The 23,541-nt window shown below is 43.6% G+C and carries 22 protein-coding genes; 20 read left to right on the top strand and 2 right to left on the bottom strand.

Annotated features, from left to right (window positions below):
- Nucleotides 1-115 precede the first annotated feature (115 nt).
- From GJV22_RS12610 to GJV22_RS12570, 9 genes are all read left to right on the top strand, one after another.
- Nucleotides 116-1,063, top strand: a complete 948-nt coding sequence (locus GJV22_RS12610; RefSeq protein ID WP_163713876.1) for a hypothetical protein — start codon at nucleotides 116-118, stop codon at nucleotides 1,061-1,063.
- Nucleotides 1,060-1,953 carry a hypothetical protein gene (locus GJV22_RS12605; protein WP_163713873.1) on the top strand — a complete coding sequence of 298 codons (894 nt, stop codon included), beginning with the start codon at nucleotides 1,060-1,062 and terminating at the stop codon, nucleotides 1,951-1,953. Before GJV22_RS12610 ends, GJV22_RS12605 begins: the two co-directional genes overlap by 4 nt.
- Before the next feature lie 93 nt (nucleotides 1,954-2,046).
- Complete coding sequence (locus GJV22_RS12600) at nucleotides 2,047-4,242, top strand: tetratricopeptide repeat protein (RefSeq protein ID WP_163713870.1); 2,196 nt, start codon at nucleotides 2,047-2,049, stop codon at nucleotides 4,240-4,242.
- A gap of 1,005 nt (nucleotides 4,243-5,247) precedes the next feature.
- Nucleotides 5,248-5,913, top strand: coding sequence for a C40 family peptidase (locus GJV22_RS12595; protein ID WP_163713867.1), 666 nt, complete (start codon nucleotides 5,248-5,250; stop codon nucleotides 5,911-5,913).
- 12 nt (nucleotides 5,914-5,925) lie between these two features.
- Entirely contained in the window at nucleotides 5,926-6,330 is a 405-nt protein-coding gene (locus GJV22_RS12590) for a hypothetical protein (RefSeq protein ID WP_163713864.1), read from the top strand.
- A gap of 2 nt (nucleotides 6,331-6,332) precedes the next feature.
- Nucleotides 6,333-7,931 carry a hypothetical protein gene (locus GJV22_RS12585; protein WP_205461857.1) on the top strand — a complete coding sequence of 533 codons (1,599 nt, stop codon included), beginning with the start codon at nucleotides 6,333-6,335 and terminating at the stop codon, nucleotides 7,929-7,931.
- A gap of 11 nt (nucleotides 7,932-7,942) precedes the next feature.
- Nucleotides 7,943-8,281 (top strand): hypothetical protein, encoded by a 339-nt coding sequence (locus GJV22_RS12580; RefSeq protein WP_163713859.1) that lies wholly within the window; start codon nucleotides 7,943-7,945, stop codon nucleotides 8,279-8,281.
- A gap of 2 nt (nucleotides 8,282-8,283) precedes the next feature.
- Nucleotides 8,284-8,946: a hypothetical protein gene (locus GJV22_RS12575; protein ID WP_163713856.1), complete on the top strand. Its 663-nt coding sequence runs from the start codon at nucleotides 8,284-8,286 to the stop codon at nucleotides 8,944-8,946.
- Nucleotides 8,936-9,364 carry a hypothetical protein gene (locus GJV22_RS12570; RefSeq protein ID WP_163713853.1) on the top strand — a complete coding sequence of 143 codons (429 nt, stop codon included), beginning with the start codon at nucleotides 8,936-8,938 and terminating at the stop codon, nucleotides 9,362-9,364. The genes GJV22_RS12575 and GJV22_RS12570 overlap by 11 nt, the downstream gene beginning before the upstream one ends.
- Nucleotides 9,365-9,376: 12 nt before the next feature.
- On the opposite strand, the gene GJV22_RS12565 is transcribed toward GJV22_RS12570, so the two are convergent.
- Complete coding sequence (locus GJV22_RS12565; RefSeq protein WP_205461856.1) at nucleotides 9,377-10,030, bottom strand: response regulator transcription factor; 654 nt, start codon at nucleotides 10,028-10,030, stop codon at nucleotides 9,377-9,379.
- A gap of 373 nt (nucleotides 10,031-10,403) precedes the next feature.
- Between GJV22_RS12565 and GJV22_RS12560 the strand changes: the two genes are divergently transcribed.
- Nucleotides 10,404-10,781: a RidA family protein gene (locus tag GJV22_RS12560; protein WP_163713850.1), complete on the top strand. Its 378-nt coding sequence runs from the start codon at nucleotides 10,404-10,406 to the stop codon at nucleotides 10,779-10,781.
- A gap of 50 nt (nucleotides 10,782-10,831) precedes the next feature.
- Here GJV22_RS12560 and GJV22_RS12555 read toward each other — a convergent pair whose 3' ends face one another.
- Nucleotides 10,832-11,782, bottom strand: coding sequence for a sensor histidine kinase (locus tag GJV22_RS12555; RefSeq protein ID WP_163713847.1), 951 nt, complete (start codon nucleotides 11,780-11,782; stop codon nucleotides 10,832-10,834).
- A gap of 62 nt (nucleotides 11,783-11,844) precedes the next feature.
- Between GJV22_RS12555 and GJV22_RS12550 the strand changes: the two genes are divergently transcribed.
- The 10 genes from GJV22_RS12550 to GJV22_RS12505 all read left to right on the top strand — a co-directional run bounded on the left by GJV22_RS12550 (nucleotide 11,845) and on the right by GJV22_RS12505 (nucleotide 23,501).
- Nucleotides 11,845-12,678 carry an aminotransferase class IV gene (locus GJV22_RS12550; protein WP_163713844.1) on the top strand — a complete coding sequence of 278 codons (834 nt, stop codon included), beginning with the start codon at nucleotides 11,845-11,847 and terminating at the stop codon, nucleotides 12,676-12,678.
- A 149-nt stretch (nucleotides 12,679-12,827) separates the two neighbouring features.
- Entirely contained in the window at nucleotides 12,828-14,432 is a 1,605-nt protein-coding gene (locus tag GJV22_RS12545; protein ID WP_163713841.1) for a fumarate hydratase, read from the top strand.
- Nucleotides 14,433-14,756: 324 nt separating this feature from the next.
- On the top strand, nucleotides 14,757-15,773 hold the full coding sequence (locus GJV22_RS12540; protein ID WP_163713838.1) for an alpha/beta hydrolase: 1,017 nt from the start codon (nucleotides 14,757-14,759) through the stop codon (nucleotides 15,771-15,773).
- A 4-nt stretch (nucleotides 15,774-15,777) separates the two neighbouring features.
- The gene (locus GJV22_RS12535; protein ID WP_163713835.1) at nucleotides 15,778-16,665 is read left to right on the top strand and encodes an acetoacetate decarboxylase family protein; all 888 of its coding nucleotides are present in this window, start codon (nucleotides 15,778-15,780) and stop codon (nucleotides 16,663-16,665) included.
- Nucleotides 16,666-16,716: 51 nt separating this feature from the next.
- A complete protein-coding gene (locus tag GJV22_RS12530) occupies nucleotides 16,717-17,205 on the top strand; it encodes a hypothetical protein (RefSeq protein WP_163713832.1) in 489 nt (162 codons plus the stop codon).
- Nucleotides 17,206-17,235: 30 nt separating this feature from the next.
- Complete coding sequence (locus GJV22_RS12525) at nucleotides 17,236-17,622, top strand: patatin (protein WP_163713828.1); 387 nt, start codon at nucleotides 17,236-17,238, stop codon at nucleotides 17,620-17,622.
- On the top strand, nucleotides 17,609-18,025 hold the full coding sequence (locus tag GJV22_RS12520) for a DUF4345 family protein (protein WP_163713825.1): 417 nt from the start codon (nucleotides 17,609-17,611) through the stop codon (nucleotides 18,023-18,025). The genes GJV22_RS12525 and GJV22_RS12520 overlap by 14 nt, the downstream gene beginning before the upstream one ends.
- Nucleotides 18,015-19,451 (top strand): patatin-like phospholipase family protein, encoded by a 1,437-nt coding sequence (locus GJV22_RS12515; RefSeq protein ID WP_163713822.1) that lies wholly within the window; start codon nucleotides 18,015-18,017, stop codon nucleotides 19,449-19,451. The genes GJV22_RS12520 and GJV22_RS12515 overlap by 11 nt, the downstream gene beginning before the upstream one ends.
- Entirely contained in the window at nucleotides 19,441-21,165 is a 1,725-nt protein-coding gene (locus GJV22_RS12510; protein WP_163713819.1) for a metallophosphoesterase, read from the top strand. Before GJV22_RS12515 ends, GJV22_RS12510 begins: the two co-directional genes overlap by 11 nt.
- Nucleotides 21,162-23,501: a GMC family oxidoreductase N-terminal domain-containing protein gene (locus tag GJV22_RS12505; protein ID WP_163713818.1), complete on the top strand. Its 2,340-nt coding sequence runs from the start codon at nucleotides 21,162-21,164 to the stop codon at nucleotides 23,499-23,501. The genes GJV22_RS12510 and GJV22_RS12505 overlap by 4 nt, the downstream gene beginning before the upstream one ends.
- Nucleotides 23,502-23,541: the final 40 nt, after the last annotated feature.

The following is a 23,541-nucleotide window of genomic DNA, read 5'->3' as shown; positions in this document are numbered from 1 at the left end:
CTTTGACGAAAAAATAACGAGTCAGGTTAATCGCAGTCACATGTTACGCACAGCACTTTCTTTTATTACGAACGAATTGAACGGGGATCTGCAATTCAAACAACGGTATTAATTCTTGAATGAATTTAGATTAATGGAGGTCGTTAAAAAATATATGTTTTTGAAGGTATTGTTGCTAGCATTTTTCCTGCTAATAGCGAATGCCTGGTTGACTTATCACATCGGCAATGACTTTATTCAGAAGTATCTTGTTGGTGGTGTGTTTGTGTTTTGTGGTTTTGTCAGCTTTCTGGTTCAATACCTACAAAAAGAGGAAGAGGAACACATCAAACAGGTTTACGGTCGGTGGCTGAGTCGCTTCATGAATTTTCAGGTGATTGGCGGTTTGTACATTTTACTGTTTATGGTCGGCTGTTTCGTTTCGTCGGTCCATATTTCAACCAATAAAGTACAGTCATCGGCGATGGTTTCATTGCATCCCGGTGGTCGCTCGGGTGGACAGCCAATTGGTCTCGAACTTTCGGGTAAACGCCCCTCGGCGCAAAAAACAGTAGTGACAACGCCATTTGGCCGAATCTTCACCATTGATACCAAAGGTTATCAGCAGGCAGAGTTCCCGGTTTTCCCATGGCTTGGAAAGCGCATTAACCTGGAGCATGATTTGGCTGTCTCGCCAACAATAATTGTTCGGGTGCCCATTGAGTACTTCCCGCAATTATCGCGGGCAAAAATAAATGTGGAACACAACAAACAATTGGCGACGACTTACGAACTGAACAACCACGCCACTATTATTCTGGGACAGCTTTCGGAAATTCCCGAGCGCTTTTTTGATCGATGGCAAGTTGAACTTCGGGCTTTGTATGAAGAGAATGTTGTGATATACTCCGGCTTGAACAAATGGACGATACAAGAGCCTTTGATAATCCCCATGGATTTTCAGGTGTATGATAGCCTTCGACTTGAACTGACATCCTCTTCCGGAAAAATATTTGCCGTTTGCGAGGGAATTCCGGGCACGGAAAAATTTAAAGAACTTCAATTTAAAACAGTGAAAGAATGAAATATACGTTTGTCTTCATCGTTTCGATGGTGCTGTTTGCGGGGCAGGTTTTTGCCGAAGAGAAAAAGCCAATTCAGGTAAAATTCATCATTACCGAACCGCAATACAAGAATTTCTACGAGGCGGAGATCAAAGCGATTGAACAACAATGTTCGTTGTTAATGATTGAGTTTCTGAACAGCACCTTCGGCTTTTTTCATTTTCAGGCCGGAGCAGGGGAGTCGGTCCTTCAAATTGAGTTAGCTGATGCCGAGCAAAATTCGGGATCGCATTCCGCTTTGAAGGAAGTTGGGTTCAAACTGACCATTAAACCACAGGTAAAGCCCGGTGATAGTCAATCTGCGTATTGGGTATTTCGGCCTGTTGAACGTTACATCGAACAATTGCCTGACGTCAGGGAGGAGTTTGTCGATGAGATCATTCAGACATTTAAACTTGGCGCACTCAATAGTAAGGAAGAGTTGGTGAAAGATATTTTGAGTCAGGTTGAGGTGGCCGACGATTTCTACTTCATCAAGGAGCAGAAAATGTTCATTTTACCTTTGGCGGAGAAGGAAAACAATATCGCCAATTTCAGCCTTTTCCTGATTATTACGTCCGTGCCTGATCTGGTTTTTGGTACGGTCGAATCGTACGATACCACGCAGGTTTTCGCAGCGATCGAAAATATGCAGGAAGCTGTGCAGCGGTTTCACCTTCCGTCAAACTATCCGGTTGGTAGTTTGGCGTTGAAAAAGTTGAAGAATGGTCTGATTGAACTACCCGAAGAGTCATCGGGAACAAGCCCGGTTGAAAAGAAAATTTTTATCCTGAAACATGTTCCCTTACCCGAATCGGAACTCGAGATTATCAGCCCGGAGAATTTGCTCGGCAGTGTCAATGCAGACTAACATGAAACGAGTCGTGAAGGTCAACGCTCAAACAAAGGGGCATGCTTATCACGGCGAGTTACAGGTGGCAATTACAACCAAATTATAAAACACATGAAAACAACCATATTCATCTTTTTCCTGCTTTTGGGCTCAGGTCTTTTTCAGAATCTAAAAGCTCAAAGCCGCAGCCGGTTTAATGTTGATGAGATTTGTGCGCAAGCTCAGAAATTACCTTTGGAGGAAGGAATAGCCCTGTTGGAAAGCAATCTGGATAATTGTCAGAATTCTTCCGACGAATCAGCCTGCCGGTTGAAAATGAATTTTACGGCCGGTTACTTGTACCAGTTGGCTTCATCAAAGTCAGGGGGGAGTGCGCAAGCCATTTTGGGAAAATCGCTGGGATATTATCAAAAGGCGCACGAAACTGATCCGAAGAACCTGGCTGTTTTGAATAATTTGATCATGGTGAATAAGCTGTTTGGTAATTCAGAGGCAGCGCTGCATTTGCTGGATCGGGCTCTTGAGTTGGATCCGGGGAATCGGGCGAAATATTTGACAAACAAAGGGGAGATCGTTTATGCCCGGGAGGATTTGAAATCAGCTATTGGCTATTACAAACGCGCCTATTTTGCCGATCCAAAGAATGAGGCGCTGGTCTGGAAAATATTTAGTGCATACAACCGCTTGCCCAACCAGGAAGAAGCCTATGAGGCGGTTTTTAAGTTTTCCGGCCAACTGTTTGACGCCGGACATTATGATCTTGCGCGAGCAGGCTTCCTGAATGCAATCGGCAATGCACTTGCTTTCGAAGGCTATGAGAAAGCGACGGGTGCCTGTATTCGTTGGGCCGAAGTTCTTGCAACAAAAAATCAGTTGAATGAGCTTTATGCCGGGGAACTGCCTGATTTGAAAAGCTGGAATTCGACTTGCAATGAGGAGATTCAGCTGTTGCTGACGAATAAGTATGGAAACATCGAGCAGTTGGGTTGGTGGACAATGAACGAATATCGCCGGCATATTATCGCGACAATTTTGTTGAAGATGGAATCTGCCGAATTGATGAGGGGAGACATTGAAAAAGCGGTGCAAATGTTGGAATCAGCCTTGAGGGTTGCCCCCGAGTTTTATGTCTATGATGATCCAAAGCTGAAGAACTACTACCCGGTTAAGATGGACATTGCCATCGAACTGTCGCGTTTGTACAATAGGTATCCGCAATTGGATTTGGACAAGACAAAGTATGATCGGCTGATTCAACAGCTTTTTAACGAGAAAAGTGCCCACTATTTGCAGAATGATCCGGAAGCTATTCAGAAATCACATACTACGCTCGGGTTAATTTTTGCCGACAGGGGAGTGTGGGAATCGAACTGGTATGCGGGCAACGCCATTTTTCAATTGGAGCATGCCATTCAGTTTCAGAAACAAATTGAAGCCGGTAATCCGGGAAAGTATAAGCCGATTCCGTCGGTTTACCAGTTGTTGGCCAAAGGATATCAAAAAACAAATCAGCAGGAATTGGTTGCCAAAAACCTCGTTGAGGCGGCTGCTGGTTACCTCGATTTGGATAATTTAACGATGGCCGATTCTTTGATCAGGGCTGCCGGAAAGGCTTCCGAACAATCACTGGATGTCAGGGAAAAGTTGAACGAGTTGGTTTTAATTACCGATATGCGATTCAATATCCGAAAAGGCAATTACGATTTTAAGGATAAGGATGTTGCTGCTTTGGAAGGAACCATTAACAGCAGTGCGCTTTTCCAAATGGAGGCGACGAAAAATGAGCAATCTTTTCTCAACCGACAAAAATTCAAGATTTTATCAGACCTGGGCACTAAATGTTCGGAGCAAAATCCGGATTATCACTATCCCTATTTCGAGATTAAAGCGCTGGATTACATCAGCCAGGAAAAGGCGCTTGGGAATTTTCAGGATATTAATCGCCTGAATCAGATTGAAGAAAAGTTTCAACAAAACCTGGAACCGGATGGACGGATTCAACTGGAACAACTTGACAAGTCAGCGGATCCCAAAGAACAATCCCGAAGTTGGCAACTCAATTCGGGCAGTTTTCAGGGGCAGGTCAAAGTCAATCCCGATTTATTTGTTGCCGGAAAAGTCTACGAAGACATTCAAAATGAAAACAAGGGCAGGACAGTTGAAGGACTGGAGCAGATTCAAATTAAGCAGGGAAATGTTGTGATTCCCAAAGACCTGCAGGACAAAGAAGCACTTGATCAGGGAAAAATTCGCCAGGTTAAAGGGGTTAAAGATGTTCGTGTTACCAATAAAATCCGGAAAGAATAAGCTTACAAATTGTTGTTTGAGTTACTTATTGAACAAGCTATCGCCATTGGAATCCTCTTGCTTTTAGTTGCAGTGACTTTCTTCGTTGGCGCAGTTTTTAATCGATGCGGGAGGCACCTCCCGTTCGTCTTTACTTTAATCGTACCATTCAAATAAAACTCCCGCTCAAATCACAACATATTCAGCTCCGTAGGAGCGATACGAACAATGCAGCCGTTTTTAGTTTCTATTTCAAGGATCACCGATTTACCGATCGAAAAAATGTTTTTCACAACGAATAACGCGGGATAGACGACCTACTTCGACGCGCTTTCAACCTATACGGACGGAATAACGATTGATAATGGGCCATTCACGATTGTTAAGTTCGTAATCACGATTGATAATCTGATAATCATGATTGATATTTTCATTTTCATGATTAATAGTGGGGCAATCACGATTAATATATTCGTTTTAACAATTAATAGTGTGGTAATCATGATTAATAAAATCATTTTCATGATTGATAAAGTCGTTTTCACGATTGATAAAATCATTTTCACGATCGTGAAAAGGGGTATATTGTTCAATAAACACCCTTTTTCGGCTGTTTTTGGATCGAAAAGCCCAAAATGACATTTCTTAAAGGGACAATCGGAATCAATTTAAAAACCATCAGAAATGAGGATTGAATTGTTAAGAGCGGTTCGATACATTAGAAGCTACAGGATCGTTGAAAATGACCAAAAACAAAAATCGTTAACCTTTAGTAGCTGTTGAGAAACTGCGAGTCGGGTATGAATCAGCTTTCGACAAGTAGAAATGTCTTGCAGTTTGCAGGTTTTAAGCGGACTGACGAAGGACATGCGGCCTTGGCAAGTTGAAACCTTAAAGCGAACAATAAAATTTAAAGTGAGAAATATTATGTCATGTTAAGCTCAATGTTTTAACTTGGGCTTTATTTTTCAGACACGGTGCAAGGGAGTGGAGTTGGAGGCCTTTTGAAACAAAAATTTTCAGACTATGAAAAACATTCTTCAAATAGCGGCAGCAGAGCTTGGGGTCAAAGAATTTTCGGGTGCCGAGCACAACCCGGTAATCGTGAAATACGCCAAAGAAGCGGGTTTCAATAATATTACCGACGACGAGACTCCCTGGTGCAGTATTTTCATGAATTGGTGCAGCCTGGAAGCCGGCTTGCAACGAACACACAAAGCCAACGCGCGAAGTTGGTTGTCGGTAGGAACACCCGTTGATGATCCTATTCCGGGCGATGTGATCATTTTATGGCGCGAAAGCCCCGACTCGTGGCTGGGACATGTCGGTTTGTTTTTTGGTTTTTCAAAAGACCGAAGCCGGGTGTTCATCTTAGGCGGTAATCAGCGCAACAGTGTCTCCATTCAGGCTTTTGATGCCGGAAAAATTCTGGGTTTCCGCAGGTTGGCGGTTGTTGAAGGGCTGGAGATTCCGATGGGAACATTAAAAGTGAAAAGTTCGGGACAGGAAGTGATGAAATTGCAACGGATCCTGAATGATCTGGGATTCGATTGTGGTTCGGTCGATGGCATCTTTGGTCCGAAAACGGAAGAGCGCTTAATGGCCTTTCAGAAAAAGTCCGGATTAAAAGATGCCAATGGTATCTATGACCAGAGCACAAAAAATAAGTTCGAAAGTATTTTTCAAAGTTAATTCAATCAGATTATGGCTACAGAAGTTAATAATGAAGGGAAAGAAAAATTGAAAAGCGGACTGGGTAAGCTTTTTCAAAAAATCGGTCAGGGCATCGAAGATGCCGCTTCGCTGGAAGTTACAACCTTTACCGGGAGCTTCGAATACAAGGTGTCCGACGTTGTTAAAAACGGCGTCGATAAAGTTCAGATTGAGAATGTCTTGAAAAACCTGACGGTTCAGAATGATTCGAAACTGGAACTCGTCGCGTTTACCAGTGTGAAGATTGATTCGGATGTATCGACGATCGTTAAAAAGGATCTGTCGCAAGCCGACGAGGAATTGCTGAAATTGCACAAAGACATGATCACCTCGGCCAAAGAATCGCGTCAAGCCTTCATCAAATTAGTTACAGATCTGATTAGTCCTGCAAAATAAAGATGCCTGATTCCCTGGAATGGATACTATCAAAATGTGAAAGTGAATTGGAAAGCTTTCCCGAACCTGCTCCCGAAATTAACCAGCATTTGGTTGAACTCGGGTATGCGCCGGCTCATGCGTTGTCGTTTCCGGAGGGGCGGTTGATGCAAAAAGCCCGTGATGAATTTGAAGCGGATTTAGGAAACTCGGACCTGTTTCCTGTTGAGGAGTTACGAATGATGCGCAGAATGGGGAAGAACCGTTTTCTGCAACATTATCTCCGCCGGCTGACCGACATCGACGAAGGGATTGTGCTTCCAGGCTTGCCAAGCCGGGGCGAAATCAACCTGGCAACCCGCCTGGTACACTATCGGCTTGATTTGATGGGGCTATGGGAAATGCCTGTCAATTCGTCCTTCGGCACATCGTCGGTAGTAGGCCTCGAACGTTTGGCTGACTTTGGCAAATGCACACCATTTGAAGCGATTAATCAGTTGGCCGACATCGAACAGTTCACGGTCCGCCTGTTGGCAAGCTATCCGGAAGAGAGTTTTATTGTCACCTTTCAATCTGTTCGAAGCTCGGACGACAGCCGTTCCAAACTGGCGCACCGAAATAGTTTCGGCCGGCAGTTGAAACAGGATTTTGGCGAACGAACGGATTTCCTGAAGTTTTTGCAGCAAAACATTTTCAACCGTCGGGAAGAAACGATTGACTACAGTTACCTGGCGCGGGTCTCGAAGTCTGACTTTAACCGGTTTCTGGTTCGGCTCATCCAGGTGCACCAATGGCAGGAAGGTTTTTACAACGGTTTGCTCGATTCGGATCTGGGTGATTTGAGTCTGAAAAGCTTTGTTGATGCCATTAAGGCCTATAACCTGGCCGATGAGAAGGATGTGAAGATCAAACGTTTTCTCACTTACCTGGGGCAGGACTATTTCATGTTCAATGCCTTGTTTTTTCTGAAGGAGTACATGGTAGAACACGAACCGGCCGGGCAGGAGGATGTCTGGACGCAGTTGGCAACTCAGGTTGGCAAGGCCGACGACGACAGTCAAAGCGTGTTTTCTCAGCGTTTGGATCAACTTCAGCGGGAAATCAGTCATAACAAACAGCCGGAAGAACGCCGGGGCTTGCTTGCCCGGATTTATTACGGTGTGAAGAAGTTGTTGAAGAAAGCCCTGCGTTTTGTCCGAAAGATTTACCGCTGGGTTATCGACAAAGTAGCGCAAATGTGGTCGTTTCTGAAGAAGCTGTTTGCTGATTTTTTCGAGAACCTGGCGCAAGGACTCAGTATGTTTGTCAATGGCGTTCGTTTTTTATTGGGACGGAAGATTATTGCGACAAGCAGTGGTCGCGAAAGCTTGATTAGCAAGTTTCAGCTCGACGGCGATGTCAGCAGCATCGCTTTTCAGGCAAGTTCTGAAACGGTCAGGCTTCACCTGGATGAAACCCGGAACACACTCGGCGAAATGAACTTCTCGCTGACCGTTGTGGGGATGATCTTAAAAACAATCATGCAATCATTAAGCTTGATAAGCTGGCCTTTTTTGCTTTTCACGATCGTGAAGGGATTCCGGCAAGTCAGTGCAAATTTCAAATACTATAAAACCTATTAAAAACAGCAATTATGGCTAAAATTGACGAAGTAATCGAGAAGATTTTTGACAATATCGGCGATTTGTATACCCTGAATATCAAAACAGTCATGGGGAAAATGGAGTCCGATGCCAATGGCGACATTCATATCAAGTCGAACCAGGAAGTGAAGGGAATGACCAGTTCCATTAATTTGCTGGATGGTGATATCAACACGGAGATGTCGGAGGAATTTTACCAAAAATACCCCGAGTTGGTGCAGTTTCATCAATCGCGCGAAGCCAAGGGAAGTGAGATTATCGAAAACAACATTCTCACCTTGAAGACAATCGTGGAAACCCTGTTCAAGTTCAAAGAAAAAAATAGCTGATTATGCCTTCGAAACAAAGTATGATCAGTTCGATTCTGGAGGACTTGACGCATTTGCAGGTTGATACGATTATCAAATCGGGGATGATTGCAGTCGATCCGCCCGAACGGGTTGAAGACTTGCTCAAGAGTCTGCACAACGAGTATGTTTGCCGGATCGCGATCATTATCCGGCACAATGATGTGGATTTTAAGTTCAACCCGAAGGAATGCCAGTCTTTTGAACAACTCTTTCAGTTGTTGGATGATATGCAGGCCTATTTCGATCGGAATTCCGTTCGGATTGAAGATTCCGATTTCATTATTTTGCAGCGGATTTATTCGTTTTGCGAGTTTATTAAGCCCAAAAAGTATGCAAACCTGGATTTGTATTCCGTGGGGATGAAGACCCTGGTGAACAACACGCAGGCAGGTAATATTTCAACCCGCGACCTGGCGAAGTTGAAGCGCTTTCATGATCTGGGCTGCGAAAAGGTGGTCATGCAAACCCGCATCGGGATTGATGGAGATATTATTGGCCGGATTGAAGAAGAATTCGCTAAAAAACCCCTGCCGCTTTTGGTCGATTTGCACGACAAGCATACGAATCTTTCCATGAAGTATTGGAACAGCCTGGTTGATGTTGTCGTGAACTTAGTGACGAAATGGAAAGATAATGAGAAGTAACCTGCTCAGAATAAGTGGTGAGTTGAAAGAAGTGTTACGAACGGGACGTCTGGCAGTTTACAGTCCTTCGAAAGACAATGCGGAGATGGTCTCAATTTTATACCTCGACGCGGATGTCGTTTCCTATGTTTGGCCCGAAAAGATTTTGGAACATCCGGAGATCGTGGACCTGCATTACGGGAAACTTGAGCAATTGGTCGCAGATCTGCAGTTACCCTGGCGATTGATCGGGAAAATCTGGGCCGTCATTGCACCGTTATTTTCGTTAGCAGTGTCGCTTTATTTCGATGGCAATTATTTGAGAGACTTTATCATTACCGGTGCAGTCGGATTGATTGCCCATTACACCAGGAGCGCCATGGGGAAGTTGGTCCTTCATTTACTAAGCTTGAAATTGAGAAAAGAACTGGGGGGCTAAAAAGGGATTTTTCTAAATCACCTGCGATTTCACCGCTTCTTTGATTAGTTCCGCCGTATTCTTAGCGTTGAATTTCTTTTTCAGGTTATTGCGGTGTGTAATCACGGTGTTGGGGCTGATATTCAACTTGTCGCCAATAATTTTTGCAGAATCTCCGTCAGCAATCAGATTCAGAATTTCCTTTTCCCGGGCCGAAATATGGCCTCCCGTTTCAAGATCTTCCGATTTACTCCAATGGTTTTTCTGAATGACTCCAACTAATTTATTGGAATGCAACAACAAGGCATGAAAGCTAATTTTCATCCATTCACCACTGGTTCCTTTCATGCGGAAGCAGAAGGAATGCATGGATTCGTACGGATTTTCCGGTGTCCGACTGCCTTCACCTTTTACAAACTCAATCATCTCAACCAAAAACTCGTTGTAATCGGCCGGATGGATTAATGATTTGATGAAAAGGATGCATTGGTCAAAGGTTTCTTTGCATTGATGACCGGCCAGTTTTTTAAAATCGAGGCTCACATGCAGGATTTTGTCCTGATTAACATCGTAAATGAGGTCGGAGCTCATTTGACCGGAATTGTACTTCTTGAAAAAAAGATCTAAAAGGGAATACTCCGCATTCGGGTTATTCAACTGCGTGTTTGAATTACTACCTACTACCATTCTTCCTAAACTTTTTGATTCTTTGAGTTATGTGTGATCACAAAGTCACGTATCTACCTCGGGTATATCGATAGTGTTAAGAGATAAAGGTCGCCTGTTTATTACTGAAATAGAACAGCAGGTTTTGATTATTGTTTATGTTTCAAAGAGCATTGATCGAAATCGCATATTCGCATCTGTATATTAGGTATATTCTGAATTTCAGGAAAAGGAAACCTGCGTTGTGTAATGTTTAGAAACAGACAAAAAAGTTTGTTTTTCACTTTTATGTGACAATTTCATTGTTTTTGATGATTGGGATTTTGTTTCTTTGCGGGAAACTTCGACTTTGAAGACGACAGATAGCTATTAATTAAAGGATAAAAAGACTAGCATGAAACACATTATTTCTACAACAAACGCACCGGCTGCTATCGGCCCTTACAGCCAGGCTGTTGAAGTAAACGGAACACTTTACATCTCGGGACAGGTGCCCATTGATCCTGCTACGGCGAAAGTGGTTGAAGGTGGAATTACCGAGCAAACAACCCAGGTGATGAAAAACATTGAAGCAATTCTGCATGAAGCGGGTTATTCGTTTGCAGATGTTGTGAAATCAACTTGCTTGTTGAGTGATATGGCAAATTTTAAAGCCATGAATGAGATTTACGGGAAGTGTTATGCTGAAAATCCTCCGGCAAGAGCTGCTTTCGCGGTAAAAGAATTGCCTTTGGGCGTTTTGGTCGAAATTGAGACTGTTGCTGTTAAATAATTTACGGGAATCAAGTTTCCGAACAACTAAAAAGGAGCCAGGTGCTCCTTTTATTTTTTGACCGGGTTTAGCGGTATTAAAACCGAAAAGCAACTTCCTTTTCCGGGGGTGGACGTTACTTCGATCTTCGCATCCAGGGCTTGAGCAAGTCCTTTGCTGATCGAAAGCCCGAGTCCAAAGCCTTCAGAAGACATTTCTATTTCAGGCGAGCGGTTAAAGCGTTCAAAAATTCCGTTAATATTTCGTTCCGGGATTCCAATCCCGGTATCTGATACCGATATATGCAGGAATTTCTCATCCATCGAACAGCTAAGTTTTATTTCTCCTTTGGGCGTATATTTCACCGCGTTGTCCAGCAGGTTATATAGAATCTGGTTCAAGCAATCAGGATCCGTTTTTATAGTTAGTTTTTCGCAGGATGGCTGTCTTTCTAATTGGAAGTTCAGTCCCTTTTGCTTGAGATTCGACTTTTTCGATTGATAGATTTGATTGATGTTTTCCAAAAAATCGGCAACAGGGACGTCCCGAAACGAAGGTTCAATCATTTTTTCCTGGATCTTGGAAATTTCCAGCACATTGTTGATGATTTTCAGGAGCATATCACTATTCCGGTTGACCTGATCGATATACATTTGACGCGTTGTGTCATCATCGTCGTTTTCAAACAATAGCTGGCTGAACCCGACAATGCCGTTTAAGGGTGTTCTTATTTCGTGCGAAACATTCGACAAAAACGCAGATTTTAAACGATCCGATTCTTCCGCTTTTTCCTTTGCTCTTTTTAACTCGGCCATCAATTTAGACTGCTTCTTTATTTCACGACTGATCAGGATGTACAAAAATACAGATGTGCTGACAACAAAGAACCAACCTTTGTAGGTCTGCATTTTTGTGATCAGGTAACTGTCGTCGCTCAGTGTCGCAATGAACTTATCTGAAAATAAAATCCAGAAAAAGCTGATTGTAAAATAGATCAATGTTATTTTTGATGCGCTTCTCATTAAGTATCTGAAATCGGATTGACTAAGTTTGTACCTAAATTTAAGGAATACCTGTTTGCATTATGCCTGATTCGAGCACAAATATCAAATATTACCTTGAAAATGGAAATCCAAAGATTTTACCATTGCCGGAATTAATGGAGAAACCTGCCCTTCAAATCTACGAGGTGTTGCGGGTGATTGATGGAATCGCCTTGTTTGAAGAGGATCATTTTGCCCGGTACTTTAATTCTTGTTCAATATTGCATGTTTCAACGTTTGTATCAGCCAAGAAGTTCAGCGAGCAGATTGCTGCATTGATCAGCCTCAATCAGCTTGCGGAAGGTAATATTCGGGTTGAATTAAATACGGGTGCTTCCGGAGAACAGCACGTACGAATGTTTGTTTTCCCGCATCAGTACCCAACTTCGCATCAGTATCAGATGGGCGTTAAGGTTGGTCTTTTGCGTGCTGTTCGCGAAAATCCGAAAGTAAAGCTTGTGCAGCAATCGGTTCGTGATCGGGCAAGTCAGGCTATGCTCGAAAATAAGTGGTTCGAAGTTTTATTGGTTGATCACGATTCGTGCATCACGGAAGGGAGCCGTTCCAATGTTTTTTTTGTTCGCGAAGGTGCTTTTTATACTTCGCCGGGAAATAAGGTGTTGAGCGGAATTACCCGAAAGAAAATCATGGAATGTATCAACACACTTGGAATGCATTGTTTTGAACTGGATATTAAGGAAGATGAGCTTGATTCGTTTGAAGCGGCTTTTATCAGTGGCACATCGCCCAAAATATTGCCAATCGCATCAGTTCAGTCGATAGCCTATCAAGTCAATCATCCCTCAATGAGACAACTCATGCATGAGTTTGATCAGATGATTTTGGCTTATGTAGAGGAACGAAAAACGCCGTAGCTTTTTTGTGAAGAAATTTGTTTCAAAGTCTAAAAATAGCTGACGTACAAGACTTGTTTGGGCTGTAATGGCTATATTTGTAGGCATTCGTTGAAAAATGCGAAATAATCAAAAAAACGAATTACAAAATCAACTGAATTCATACTATTATGGCTGAATTTATCTATCAAAAACCTTTCCCGATTAAAAAAGATACAACCGAGTACCGGTTGCTGACTAAAGACCATGTTTCTACCGTTGAATTCGACGGGCGTAAAATTTTAAAAGTGGCTCCTGAAGGTCTGGAGTTGCTTGCCAAAGAAGCGATTGCTGATGTCTCTTTTTATTTACGTTCAGCTCACCTCGAAAAACTTCGTTTAATTCTGGATGATCCGGAAGCGACCGACAATGACAAATTTGTGGCTCACACGATGCTGGCTAACCAGGTTATTGCTGCTGAAGGCGAATTGCCAACTTGCCAGGATACCGGAACAGCTATTGTGATGGGTAAAAAAGGTGAAAATGTGTACACGGGTGCAAACGATGCTTTGTACTTGTCAAGGGGCGTTTACGATACTTATAAAGATCGTAACCTGCGTTATTCTCAGGTTGTGCCGTTGACGATGCTCGAAGAGAAAAATACCGGAAGTAACCTGCCTGCGCAAATTGACATTTACGCTGAAGAAGGTAGCAAGTACGAATTTTTATTCGTCGTTAAAGGTGGTGGCTCAGGTAACAAAACTTACTTGTACCAACAAACAAAGGCTTTGTTGACAGAAGAAGCGCTGACTAAATTTGTCAAAGAAAAGATCAAAGATCTTGGTACCTCTGCTTGTCCTCCTTATCACCTGGCGTTGGTTATTGGCGGTACATCGGCCGAAGCAACATTAGCTGCGGTGAAGAAAGCTTCAACCGGTTATTTTGATCACTTGCCAACTGAAGGAAACGATGGCGGTCAAGCCTTCCGCGATTTGGAATGGGAAGAAAAAGTATTGAAGATTTGTCGCGAAAGCGGTATTGGCGCCCAGTTTGGGGGTAAATATTTTGTACACGACGTTCGTGTCATCCGTATGCCTCGTCACGCTGCATCTTGCCCGGTAGGTTTGGGTGTTAGCTGTAGTGCCGACCGTAATGTAAAAGGTAAAATCACCGAAGATGGTATTTTTCTGGAGCAACTGGAGAAAAATCCTCGTCGCTTTTTACCGGAGAGTGCACCGGAAATGGCTCCTCCTGTAAACATTGATCTGGATAAGCCGATGGAAGAAGTGTTAGCTGAACTGACAAAATATCCAATTAAAACCCGCCTGAACCTGAGCGGTACACTGATCGTAGCCCGCGATATCGCGCACGCTCAAATCAAGAAAATAGTTGATTCAGGCAAGCCGATGCCGGAATACTTCAAAAAATATCCTGTATACTATGCCGGTCCGGCGAAAACACCCAAAGGAATGGCCTCAGGTAGTTTCGGACCGACAACTGCCGGACGTATGGATCCATACGTAGATCAGTTCCAAAGCATGGGCGGATCAATGGTAATGGTGGCGAAAGGTAACCGCTCGAAAGTAGTAACCGAGGCTTGTAAAAAGAATGGCGGTTTCTACCTCGGATCAATCGGTGGGCCAGCTGCGATCTTAGCGAAGGAAAGCATCAAGTCGGTCGAAGTGGTCGATTTTGAAGAACTGGGAATGGAAGCGGTTCGTAAAATCCGCATCGAAAACTTCCCGGCGTTTATCATCGTCGATGATAAAGGAAACGACTTCTTCGAGTCGTTGTAGTCGATTTCAAACAAATTATTCAATAAATTCAAAGGAGTTTCAGCATAGCTGGGGCTCCTTTTTGTATTTCAGTCAAAAGAATATTAATACTTCATATTCATTTAGTTCGTAAGATTTTGTATCTTGAGTAAGGTTTTTACAAAAACCGGTAATTGCGATTCGAGTCCTCTCATCTTAATTGATTGTTATTGAAATTAAGGATTTACTAAGGCTAAGCTAAATATGTTTTGCGTGAGCTTTCTGTGATGGAATTCAATGGAAAGACGTTTCATAGTTCCTCAGAAAGGCCACTCATGAACTGACTAATCTCTTATTTCCAAATCAATGTCGTTGAATTTTGAAACCATAGATTTCATTACCGCCGACGGGATTACATGCAACCTGAAGCATTTGATTCAAAAAGGTTCTTCGCCCAAAGGACCGGTTTTGTTGGTGCATGGGGCAGGGGTGCGGGCAAATATATTCAATGCGCCTACTCAAAAGAATATCATCGAAGTTTTGGCTGAGGATGGTTATGATGTATGGCTGGAAAATTGGCGGGCAAGCATTGATTTGAAACCTCGTCCCTGGAATTTGGATGAAGCTGCCCTAAACGATCATCCGGCGGCAGTTCGGAAGATTGTTGAACTAACCGGTTGCCAGGAAATGAAAGCCATTATCCACTGCCAGGGAAGTACCAGTTTCATGATTTCCGCAGTTTTGGGGCTGGTTCCTCAGGTAAAAACAATTATTAGTAACGCGGTATCACTTCATCCGGTCGTCCCCAACTTTTCTGTCTTTAAGCTCAACGTCATTTTACCCGTGGTTAAGTTGATTACTGACGATCTTAATCCGGCCTGGGGATTAAAGGCCATCGATCTAAAGTCACGGTTGTTTCGGCTGCTCGTCCGGTTAACACATTGGGAAAAAGACACCTTTGTGGGGAAATTCGTCAGCTTTACTTATGGTGCGGGTTTTCCGGCACTTTGGCGGTTAGAAAACCTGGATCGCAAAACGATGGATTGGATTCAATACGAATTTGCCTCAGTGCCGACGAAATTCTTCGATCAGATTAGGAAGTGTGTTCATCGGGGCGTTTTAGTACCGGCAGATTCAGCTTCAGGAAAGACTTATGCCGACGAGGAACCAAAAACCGATGCCCGGTTTATATTTTTCGGAGGAGAGTATAATCTCTGTTTCAAGCCTCAAAGTCAGGCCAACAGTTTCAATTATTTTAATCAAATCACCCCGGGACGTCATAAATTTTATCTTATAAAAGGATATAGTCATCTCGATATCTTCTTGGGTAAAAATGCGCACGAAGATATATTCCCATTGATGTTGAAAGAATTAAATACCTAAACGTATGAGTATTCCAAAACGAATTAAAAGGTACACAGGCAAGTATGCATTGGTTGATACCATTCCCTACGAGATGCCGATTAATGCTAAAGATTCGCCGGCATTGATGGCCGGTTTTTCCTGTAATTGGGAAAAAGCGAATGCTTTGCTTCCGGGCGAAGAAGTGCATGCGCTGCGATTGCCAAACGGAAAGGCTGCTTTGCTGGTCACGGTCATTAATTACATCGACACAAGTATCGGAAAATACATCGAGTACAGTATTGCGATTGCCTGTACTCATGGTCGAAAGCCGGCTCCCAAAATCCTTTCGGCTGTAATGATGAACACTTATGGGACCGGGCAGTATATTTTGGACTTGCCGGTAAGTAGCGAGATATCAGTGAAAGGCGGGAAGGGAATCTGGGGTATGCCGAAGCACCAAGCCAATTTGGATTTTAAAATCGGGAACGAAACGGTCTCAAGTCAATATGAAAAAGACGGACAGTTTGCCTTTCGCATTGAGATTGATAAGCCTAAGTCGCCCAGCTTGAAAATGAAGATTGGGACGAAAAACTATTGCCGCTTCCGGAATATGTTGATGCTTTCGTACATCTACTTTCAGAGTAAAGTTGGTGTTAATTTGTTGGGAAAGGCTAAGGGGAGGTTATTCATAGGCGACCATCCGAATGTTGCGTATTTACGCGATATTGAGCTTAATCCTGATCCGTTTTTTACCATGTTTATGGAAAGTGCCAATGGTATTCTGGACGATCATTTTGAAAGTTGGTTTATGACTTACGACTCGCCACCGGCTGAGATGCCGCAGGGGTTGGAGAGCGTCTATCATTTGGGGCTAAGCGAAGAATGGCTCAGCCCTCCTTCGGTTACTGACTATCAGAAGTATAAAATTTAGCCTATCCCTAACTCGAACAACCACTTAACTAACAACGATAAAACTTCTGCTATGAAAAATCTGAAACAAACGTTGATTGATATTAACAATGCCTATATCTTCTTTTGTTCTTCTGTCTATCTGGGCATGTTTTTGTCGCTTCACTTTTTTTGGTTCCCTCATTATCCGAGCACGTTGACGCTCGATAACTATTACAATGCGATAATTCCGCAAACGACTAGTGCCACTAAGTATTTCTTCATCACGATTCCGATTATGGCTGTGGCCATCGTCATTATGCTGATTACCGAATGGAAAAGCAAACTAAAATGGGTGCCAATTTTATGGATTCCCGGCTTGTTTGCTCCGGTCATCGTTCAGCAAATTTTCATTGAAGACATTAATGATGCCTTTAAAGCCGGAGTTACTGATATGGCGACTTTGCAAAGTCTGTTGAAGGAATGGATGTTTTTGAATGATGTTCGTTTTGTGATCCTGGCCTTTATGTGGGCCGTTACCATGTATTTCTTCCTTGCAAAAGCGAGAATGAAGACGAATTAACAATTAATCGCCCGCTAAAACGAAAGTAGAATGAAAAAGTACCTGAACTTGATTGTCATATTGATTTCAATTGCGACGGTTGTTTCCGGCCTGCTGCAGTTAGTCAAACCCGGAATTGTATTGGGACTTATTGGCTCAGAGATTACGCCAACAAGTTCTCATTTTTTTTCAATCGTTGGCATGTTTATGCTTTTGTTTGGCCTGCTCATGCTCCATGTCATTTACAGTGCCCATTCGAATCGGGTTGCTGTTTTCTGGTGTGCCATGCAAAAAATAGGAGCTTCGGCTGCTGTTGGTATTGGTGTGGTTAACGAAGTATTCGGAGTTCTGGCACTAGGCGTAGCTCTCTTTGATTTGTTGTCGGGGATTATTCTGTTTTGGTATTTTAAAATAGCGAAGGCCGATGAAATCGATTAGCTACTTTTTCTTTTTCACCTACGTTGGATTGGTAACCGTAGCCGGTTTCTGGGGAGCGTTTGTCAACCCGGTATTTGATTTTCAGTTATTGTTCAAGCTCGACGTTTTCTCCTTGCCGGAATCAATCCGAATCAACTTGTTAAGCCAATACCGTTTTTTGCGAGCCATTGAGTTGGGATTCGGAATCTTCTCACTGTTGTTTATCAAAGAAATTTTCAGCGAGCTAAAGTTTAATCGTTTGTTCTTGTCCATTATGGCCATGGGGGTTTTAGCCCGCGTCTTCTCCTTGTATGCTGAAGGGCAGCCAAGCGCTCTGTTTTACCTGTTTCTTATCTGGGAACTGTTAGGAGTACTGTTCATCTTTCTTTATTCACGAAAAACAATGCAGCTTTATGCCGGTTAATTCAGTTCTCATATCACCCAAAACTGATGCTTCTCCTCGTCGCTCGTTGATGTTAGCCGGCGGAGGAATTCGTGTGGCGTACCAGGCCGGTGTCATGATGGCATTACAGGAACAGGGGCTTCAGTTTAGTCATGTCGATGGTACTTCTGGAGGCATTTTCAATGCCGGGATGTTGGCGTCGGGACTGACTGTTTGCGAGATTACCCGCAACTGGCGAAAAGTTTCCATCAAGCATTTCAGTTCACCAAGCCCGCTCAAATCATATTTTAAACCTCTGAACATGAAAGGTTATGCTGATGCTGACGGGATACGGAACAACGTATTTCCGACCTTGGGGATTGATTGGCGGAAGATCAATGCCAATGATGGGATTCAGACGACGTTCAATGTTTGCAATTTCGCTGATAAAACAGTTGAAAGCATTTCCGGTCATCAGGTCAGTGAAGATCACCTGATTGCCGGAGTTTCCTTGCCGATTGTGATGCCGGCTATTCAAATTGACGGCGTGTGGTATTCCGATTCCGTGTGGATCAAAGATACCAACCTGGTTGAGGGAGTAAAACGGGGAGCGGAGGAGCTTTGGCTCATTTGGGCAATCGGCAACTTTAGTGAGTACTTGCCGGGAGCGTTGAACCAATATGTGCACATGATTGAGATGAGCGCCAACGGCGGTTTGCTGGAAGAATACGCCCGGATCAAGCTAATGAAGCAACAGCCGAATCCGGACAGCGATTACATTCCCGGCTTAAAACTGCATGTCATAAAGCCTGATATTCCGTTGCCACTAGATACTGATTTGTACCTGAATAAAGTGGATGCGCGAACATTGATCAATATGGGCTATGCCGATGGAAAACGGTATTTGCAGTCCATTCCTCCCAGTGGAGTTCCGTTTTCTATTGAAGCCACGAAAATGAAAAATCCAGGTAGTCGACTGAATTTCAGATATGTGTTTAAAGGTTCGTTGGTTTATAAAAGTCGCACAACGAGCTTTCATTGGTATCCGTCATTTTGTTGGCGAGAGAAAGATTCAAAGACTGAGTTGTCGTTTGTTTCCTCCTTGAAGATTAACGATGATGACAACGAAATATCGACTTTCAATAACCGGATTCGATTTGTGAACAAGGAAAAACAACGGATTCTGTTGGCGGAAATGTCGTGTATGCTTGAAGGGGAACAGCATCACTTGCAGGCGGAACTTGTATTGACTAATTCGATTGATTGGTTTTTGGGAATTGCATTTAAACGCCTGAAAATTTCCCTTCAAAGAAATACAAAGCTACTGGCTGAGGGAATGCTGTTTAATGAGTTCAATGATCGGCTCGCATCTGTCGTAAGCCGGAATTTCAGGAAGCAAGATGGAAGTTGTGGAAATATCGTTCAGCGGTATAAATCTTTAACCAAACTGTATCGGTATGAGTTTTAAGCAAAAAAAAATGGTTAGGTGGTTCAGTGTAACACAGCTGGCAGCTACCGGTTTGAAGTCGGTTGTTTCAGGCTTGTTCGGAAATTTTGCCGACAAGCGCGAAATGCAGGCCGCCTTGGATATGCGCACTGGTAAAACCGGAAAGAACTACCATGATAAATCCAATCACGATGAAATTTGGTTCGACTATGTTTCAGACTTGGGCGACGGTTTTGATTCGACCTATACCCTAGCGCATTTGTTGGCAAAGGAATCGCTGGAGCTTGAAGATGAAAGGCTACCTCGTGGAGAATTTCTGGTGATGGGAGGCGATCAGGTTTACCCAACGCCGGAAATGGAAGAGTACGACAATCGGCTTCGTGGTCCCTATTCTGCAGCTTTCCCGAAAGATGAAGAGTCGGACAATCGCCCGTCGTTATTTGCGATCCCCGGCAATCACGACTGGTATGACGGACTGTCCAATTTCATCAAGTTATTTTGCCAGGAACGATCGCTAGGCAATTGGAAAACGGCACAAAAAAGAAGCTATTGGGCTATTAAGCTGCCGCACCACGTTTGGTTACTGGGAATTGATATTCAGCTTTCTTCAGATATTGATTATCCGCAGTTGCAATATTTTGGGAAACTGGCCAAAGAGGATTTTCAGGAGGGGGATCGGGTTGTTTTGTGCACGGCCGAACCGGCATGGGTTTATGCTTCGTTGAATGAAAAAAATGAATCATTCAAGCGCTTGGCCTTTTTCGAAAAGCAACTGTTGGAGCAATGCCGTGGAGTGGAGGTTCAAGTCTTTTTAACCGGCGATTTTCATCATTTTTCTCATTACGAGACTGCGGCTGGAATCGGAAAGGACAAAACTCACTTTATTACAGCCGGCGGTGGTGGAGCATTCCTGCATCCAACTCATTTGTTGAAGGAGGAACTGAAAACACACCATCAGGTAGACGCACAGTTGAAAAGCGTATTTCCGGAGAAACGAGACTCGGCCAGACTGGCTTGGCACAACCTACTCTTTCCATATCTGAATTGGAGAATGTCAGCGTTTTTTGGGCTTTACTTTTTATTGATTGTTTGGCTGTTGGAAACTCATTATCAAAATACGATGATGCTGCCATTTACATATTGGATCGGACAATTGTCTTTCGCTGAGTTTTATTCCGCTTTGTATGGCGACATACTCCCCGGCTTATTCCGATTTCCTGCAGCCTTGATTTTACACCTCGTCCTTTTTCTCGGGCTAGTACTGTTTGCCGATACCGAAAACGGACTGAAAAAATGGAATTATTTGGCCGGAATACTACATGGCGCTGCACATATTGAAGTCTTGTATCTGAGCACCTGGCTTGTTGCTAAATTATTTTTTGGTAATGCGGAGGAGTCTCAGAGTCTGTGTTGGATGATCTTCGGATTCGCGCTGTGCTTATTTCTATTGGGCGCCTTATTAAGTGGTCTTGTGTTTGGTATTTATTTGCTCATCAGCTCCTTGATTTTGAAATCGCATCCGGACGAATCCTTCTCTTCATTCAGATATGCGGGGTATAAGAATTTCCTCCGTTTACATCTGACGAAAGAACAGCTGACCATTTACCCGATTGGAATCAGGAACGTTACCAGCGACTGGAAAAAAGTTGGTACAGATGAAAATCCTCAATTTAAGGGGACTGAACCGAAGATAAAGTTGATTGGAAAACCGATAAAAATTGAAATGAAATCATGAAAAAATTATCAAGACCCCTGACGCAGTTGAAGCCTGAATATGATGTTGTTGTTATCGGTTCAGGATATGGAGGAAGTATTGCGGCCTCTCGAATGGCCCGGGCTGGCTATTCAGTTTGTTTGTTGGAAAAAGGAAAAGAGTTTTTGCCGGGCGAGTTTCCGTCGAGCTTGTTGGAAGCGCGAAAGGAAATTCAAGTCAAGAAGGACAACCTTCAAATCGGCGCTGAGAATGGTTTGTACGAGTTTGTGGCCGGGAAGGAGATTAGTGTATTTAAGGGCTGCGGACTGGGGGGAACCTCCTTGGTCAATGCCAATGTTTCTATTGAAGCCGAAGAGCGGGTCTTCGACGATCCGGTTTGGCCGAAAGAACTGCGAAAGGATATGGATGGTGTGAAACAGGGGATCGAAAAAGCACGTGAAATGCTTCAGCCAAACCCATATCCGGAAGGGAAAAATGGCTACCCGGTGTTGAAAAAGTCTTTGGGAATGCGAAAGTCAGCCGAGGCTTTGGGCGAAGCTTATCGGCTCCTGGATATCAATGTGAACTTTGAGAATAAGATAAACCAGGTTGGTGTTGAACAGCGTCGGTGCAATAATTGCGGTGATTGTGTGACCGGTTGTAACCATACCGCAAAAAATACCACCCATATGAATTACCTGCCGGATGCTTGCAATCACGGTGCGGATATTTTTTGTGAAGCCGGTGTTCATCACATCGCCAAAACAACTGGTGGCTGGTTGGTTTATTTCAATGTTTTTGATACCGGACGGCAACGGTTTGATGCGCCACCATTATTTGTCAAAGGCGCCAAAGTGATCGTGAGTGCCGGCTCGTTGGGCAGCACTGAAATTCTGATGCGATCAGCCAAAGAAGGATTGGAGCTGTCTCCCATGTTGGGCAAACACTTCACCGGGAATGGCGATGTGTTGGGCTTTGGTTATAATAATGACGAGCCGATTCATGGAATTGGGCTTGGCGATAAATCGAAAGAGGATGAGATCGCCAACGTTGGACCTTGTATCACCAGCGTGGTAGACATGCGACACAAGGATAAATTAGAAGATGGCATGACCTTGGAGGAAGGAACGATCCCGGCTCCGCTACGTTCCATTTTGATTCCGGCATTTATTCCGCTGTCCCGCCTGATTGGCAAAGATACCGATTCCGGCTTTGGAGACTTTATCCGTGAACGTTGGCGGGAAGTACTGAGTTTCTTCGGTGGTTCTTTTCGCGGGGCAATGGATCATACGCAGGTGTATTTGGTGATGACACACGATGATGGTGAAGGAGAAATGAAATTGTCGAAGCATGCTGTTTCCATTTCGTGGAAAGGCGTTGGCAAGCAGAAAATATTTGAAAAAGTGAATGAAAAACTTGAAACCGCAACCAAGGCGTTGGGAGGGTGGTTCGTTAATAATCCTTCGTGGACAAAATTGCTGGATTATGATTTGGTGACAGTTCATCCGTTGGGTGGTTGTGTGATGGGTGACAATGCGGCCAGCGGGGTAGTCGATCACAAGGGACAGGTATTTGCAGGTTCTTCCGGAATGAAACGTCATAAAGGACTTTATGTGATGGATGGTGCGATATTACCCCGTTCGGTGGGAACCAACCCGTTGTTGACCATTAGCGGATTGGCTGAACGGAATGCTAAAATCATTCTTGGGGAAGATCAGAAAACGGTGTCCTACGATTTTCCGAAAGTAAAGCCCTTGTTAGAAGAACCAAGAACCATCGGAGTTCAGTTTACCGAAGCGATGACCGGTTATTTCTCCAATAAGGTGACTGATGATTATGATCGGGCCTACGAAAAGGGTGTGGTCGACAATTCCGAATTTCGGTTTATACTGACCATCCGCTCGGAGAATACCGATCTGTTTATCGACGACCCGGCACACACCGCGGGAATGTTTGGAACAGTAGAAGCTCCCGCGCTGTCAGCCGCACCGCTAAGTGTTTCCGGGGGAATGTTTAATCTTTTTATACCCGATCCTGCAATTCCGAAACGAAAGGAAATGCGCTATTACATGGTGATGAACAGTGTCGAAGGCAAACAGTTTTATTTAGAAGGCTTTAAGGAAATAAAACAAGATGAAGGATTTGATATGTGGCACGATACCACTGTTTTGTACATCACTGTTTATAATGGTCCTGAAAAGTCGGACAAAATCATCGGAAAAGGAAAGTTGAAAATAAAGCCTACCGATTTCGCGAAGCAAATAACGACGATGCAGGGAATAAATGAACGTAATACCGGTGAAGGCCTGCGCTCATTAACCAAGTTCGGGAAATTTTTTGCCGGTAACTTGTGGGATACCTATGCGAAAGATCGTTAGCATATTTTTTGTCAGCTTTTAAAAACATGGCTTGGTTGAA

It is taken from the genome of Mangrovibacterium lignilyticum, from assembly GCF_010882175.1.
In the GTDB taxonomy this organism is placed as follows: Bacteria; Bacteroidota; Bacteroidia; order Bacteroidales; family Prolixibacteraceae; genus Mangrovibacterium; species Mangrovibacterium lignilyticum.
This window is presented reverse-complemented; position numbering and strand designations above follow the sequence as displayed.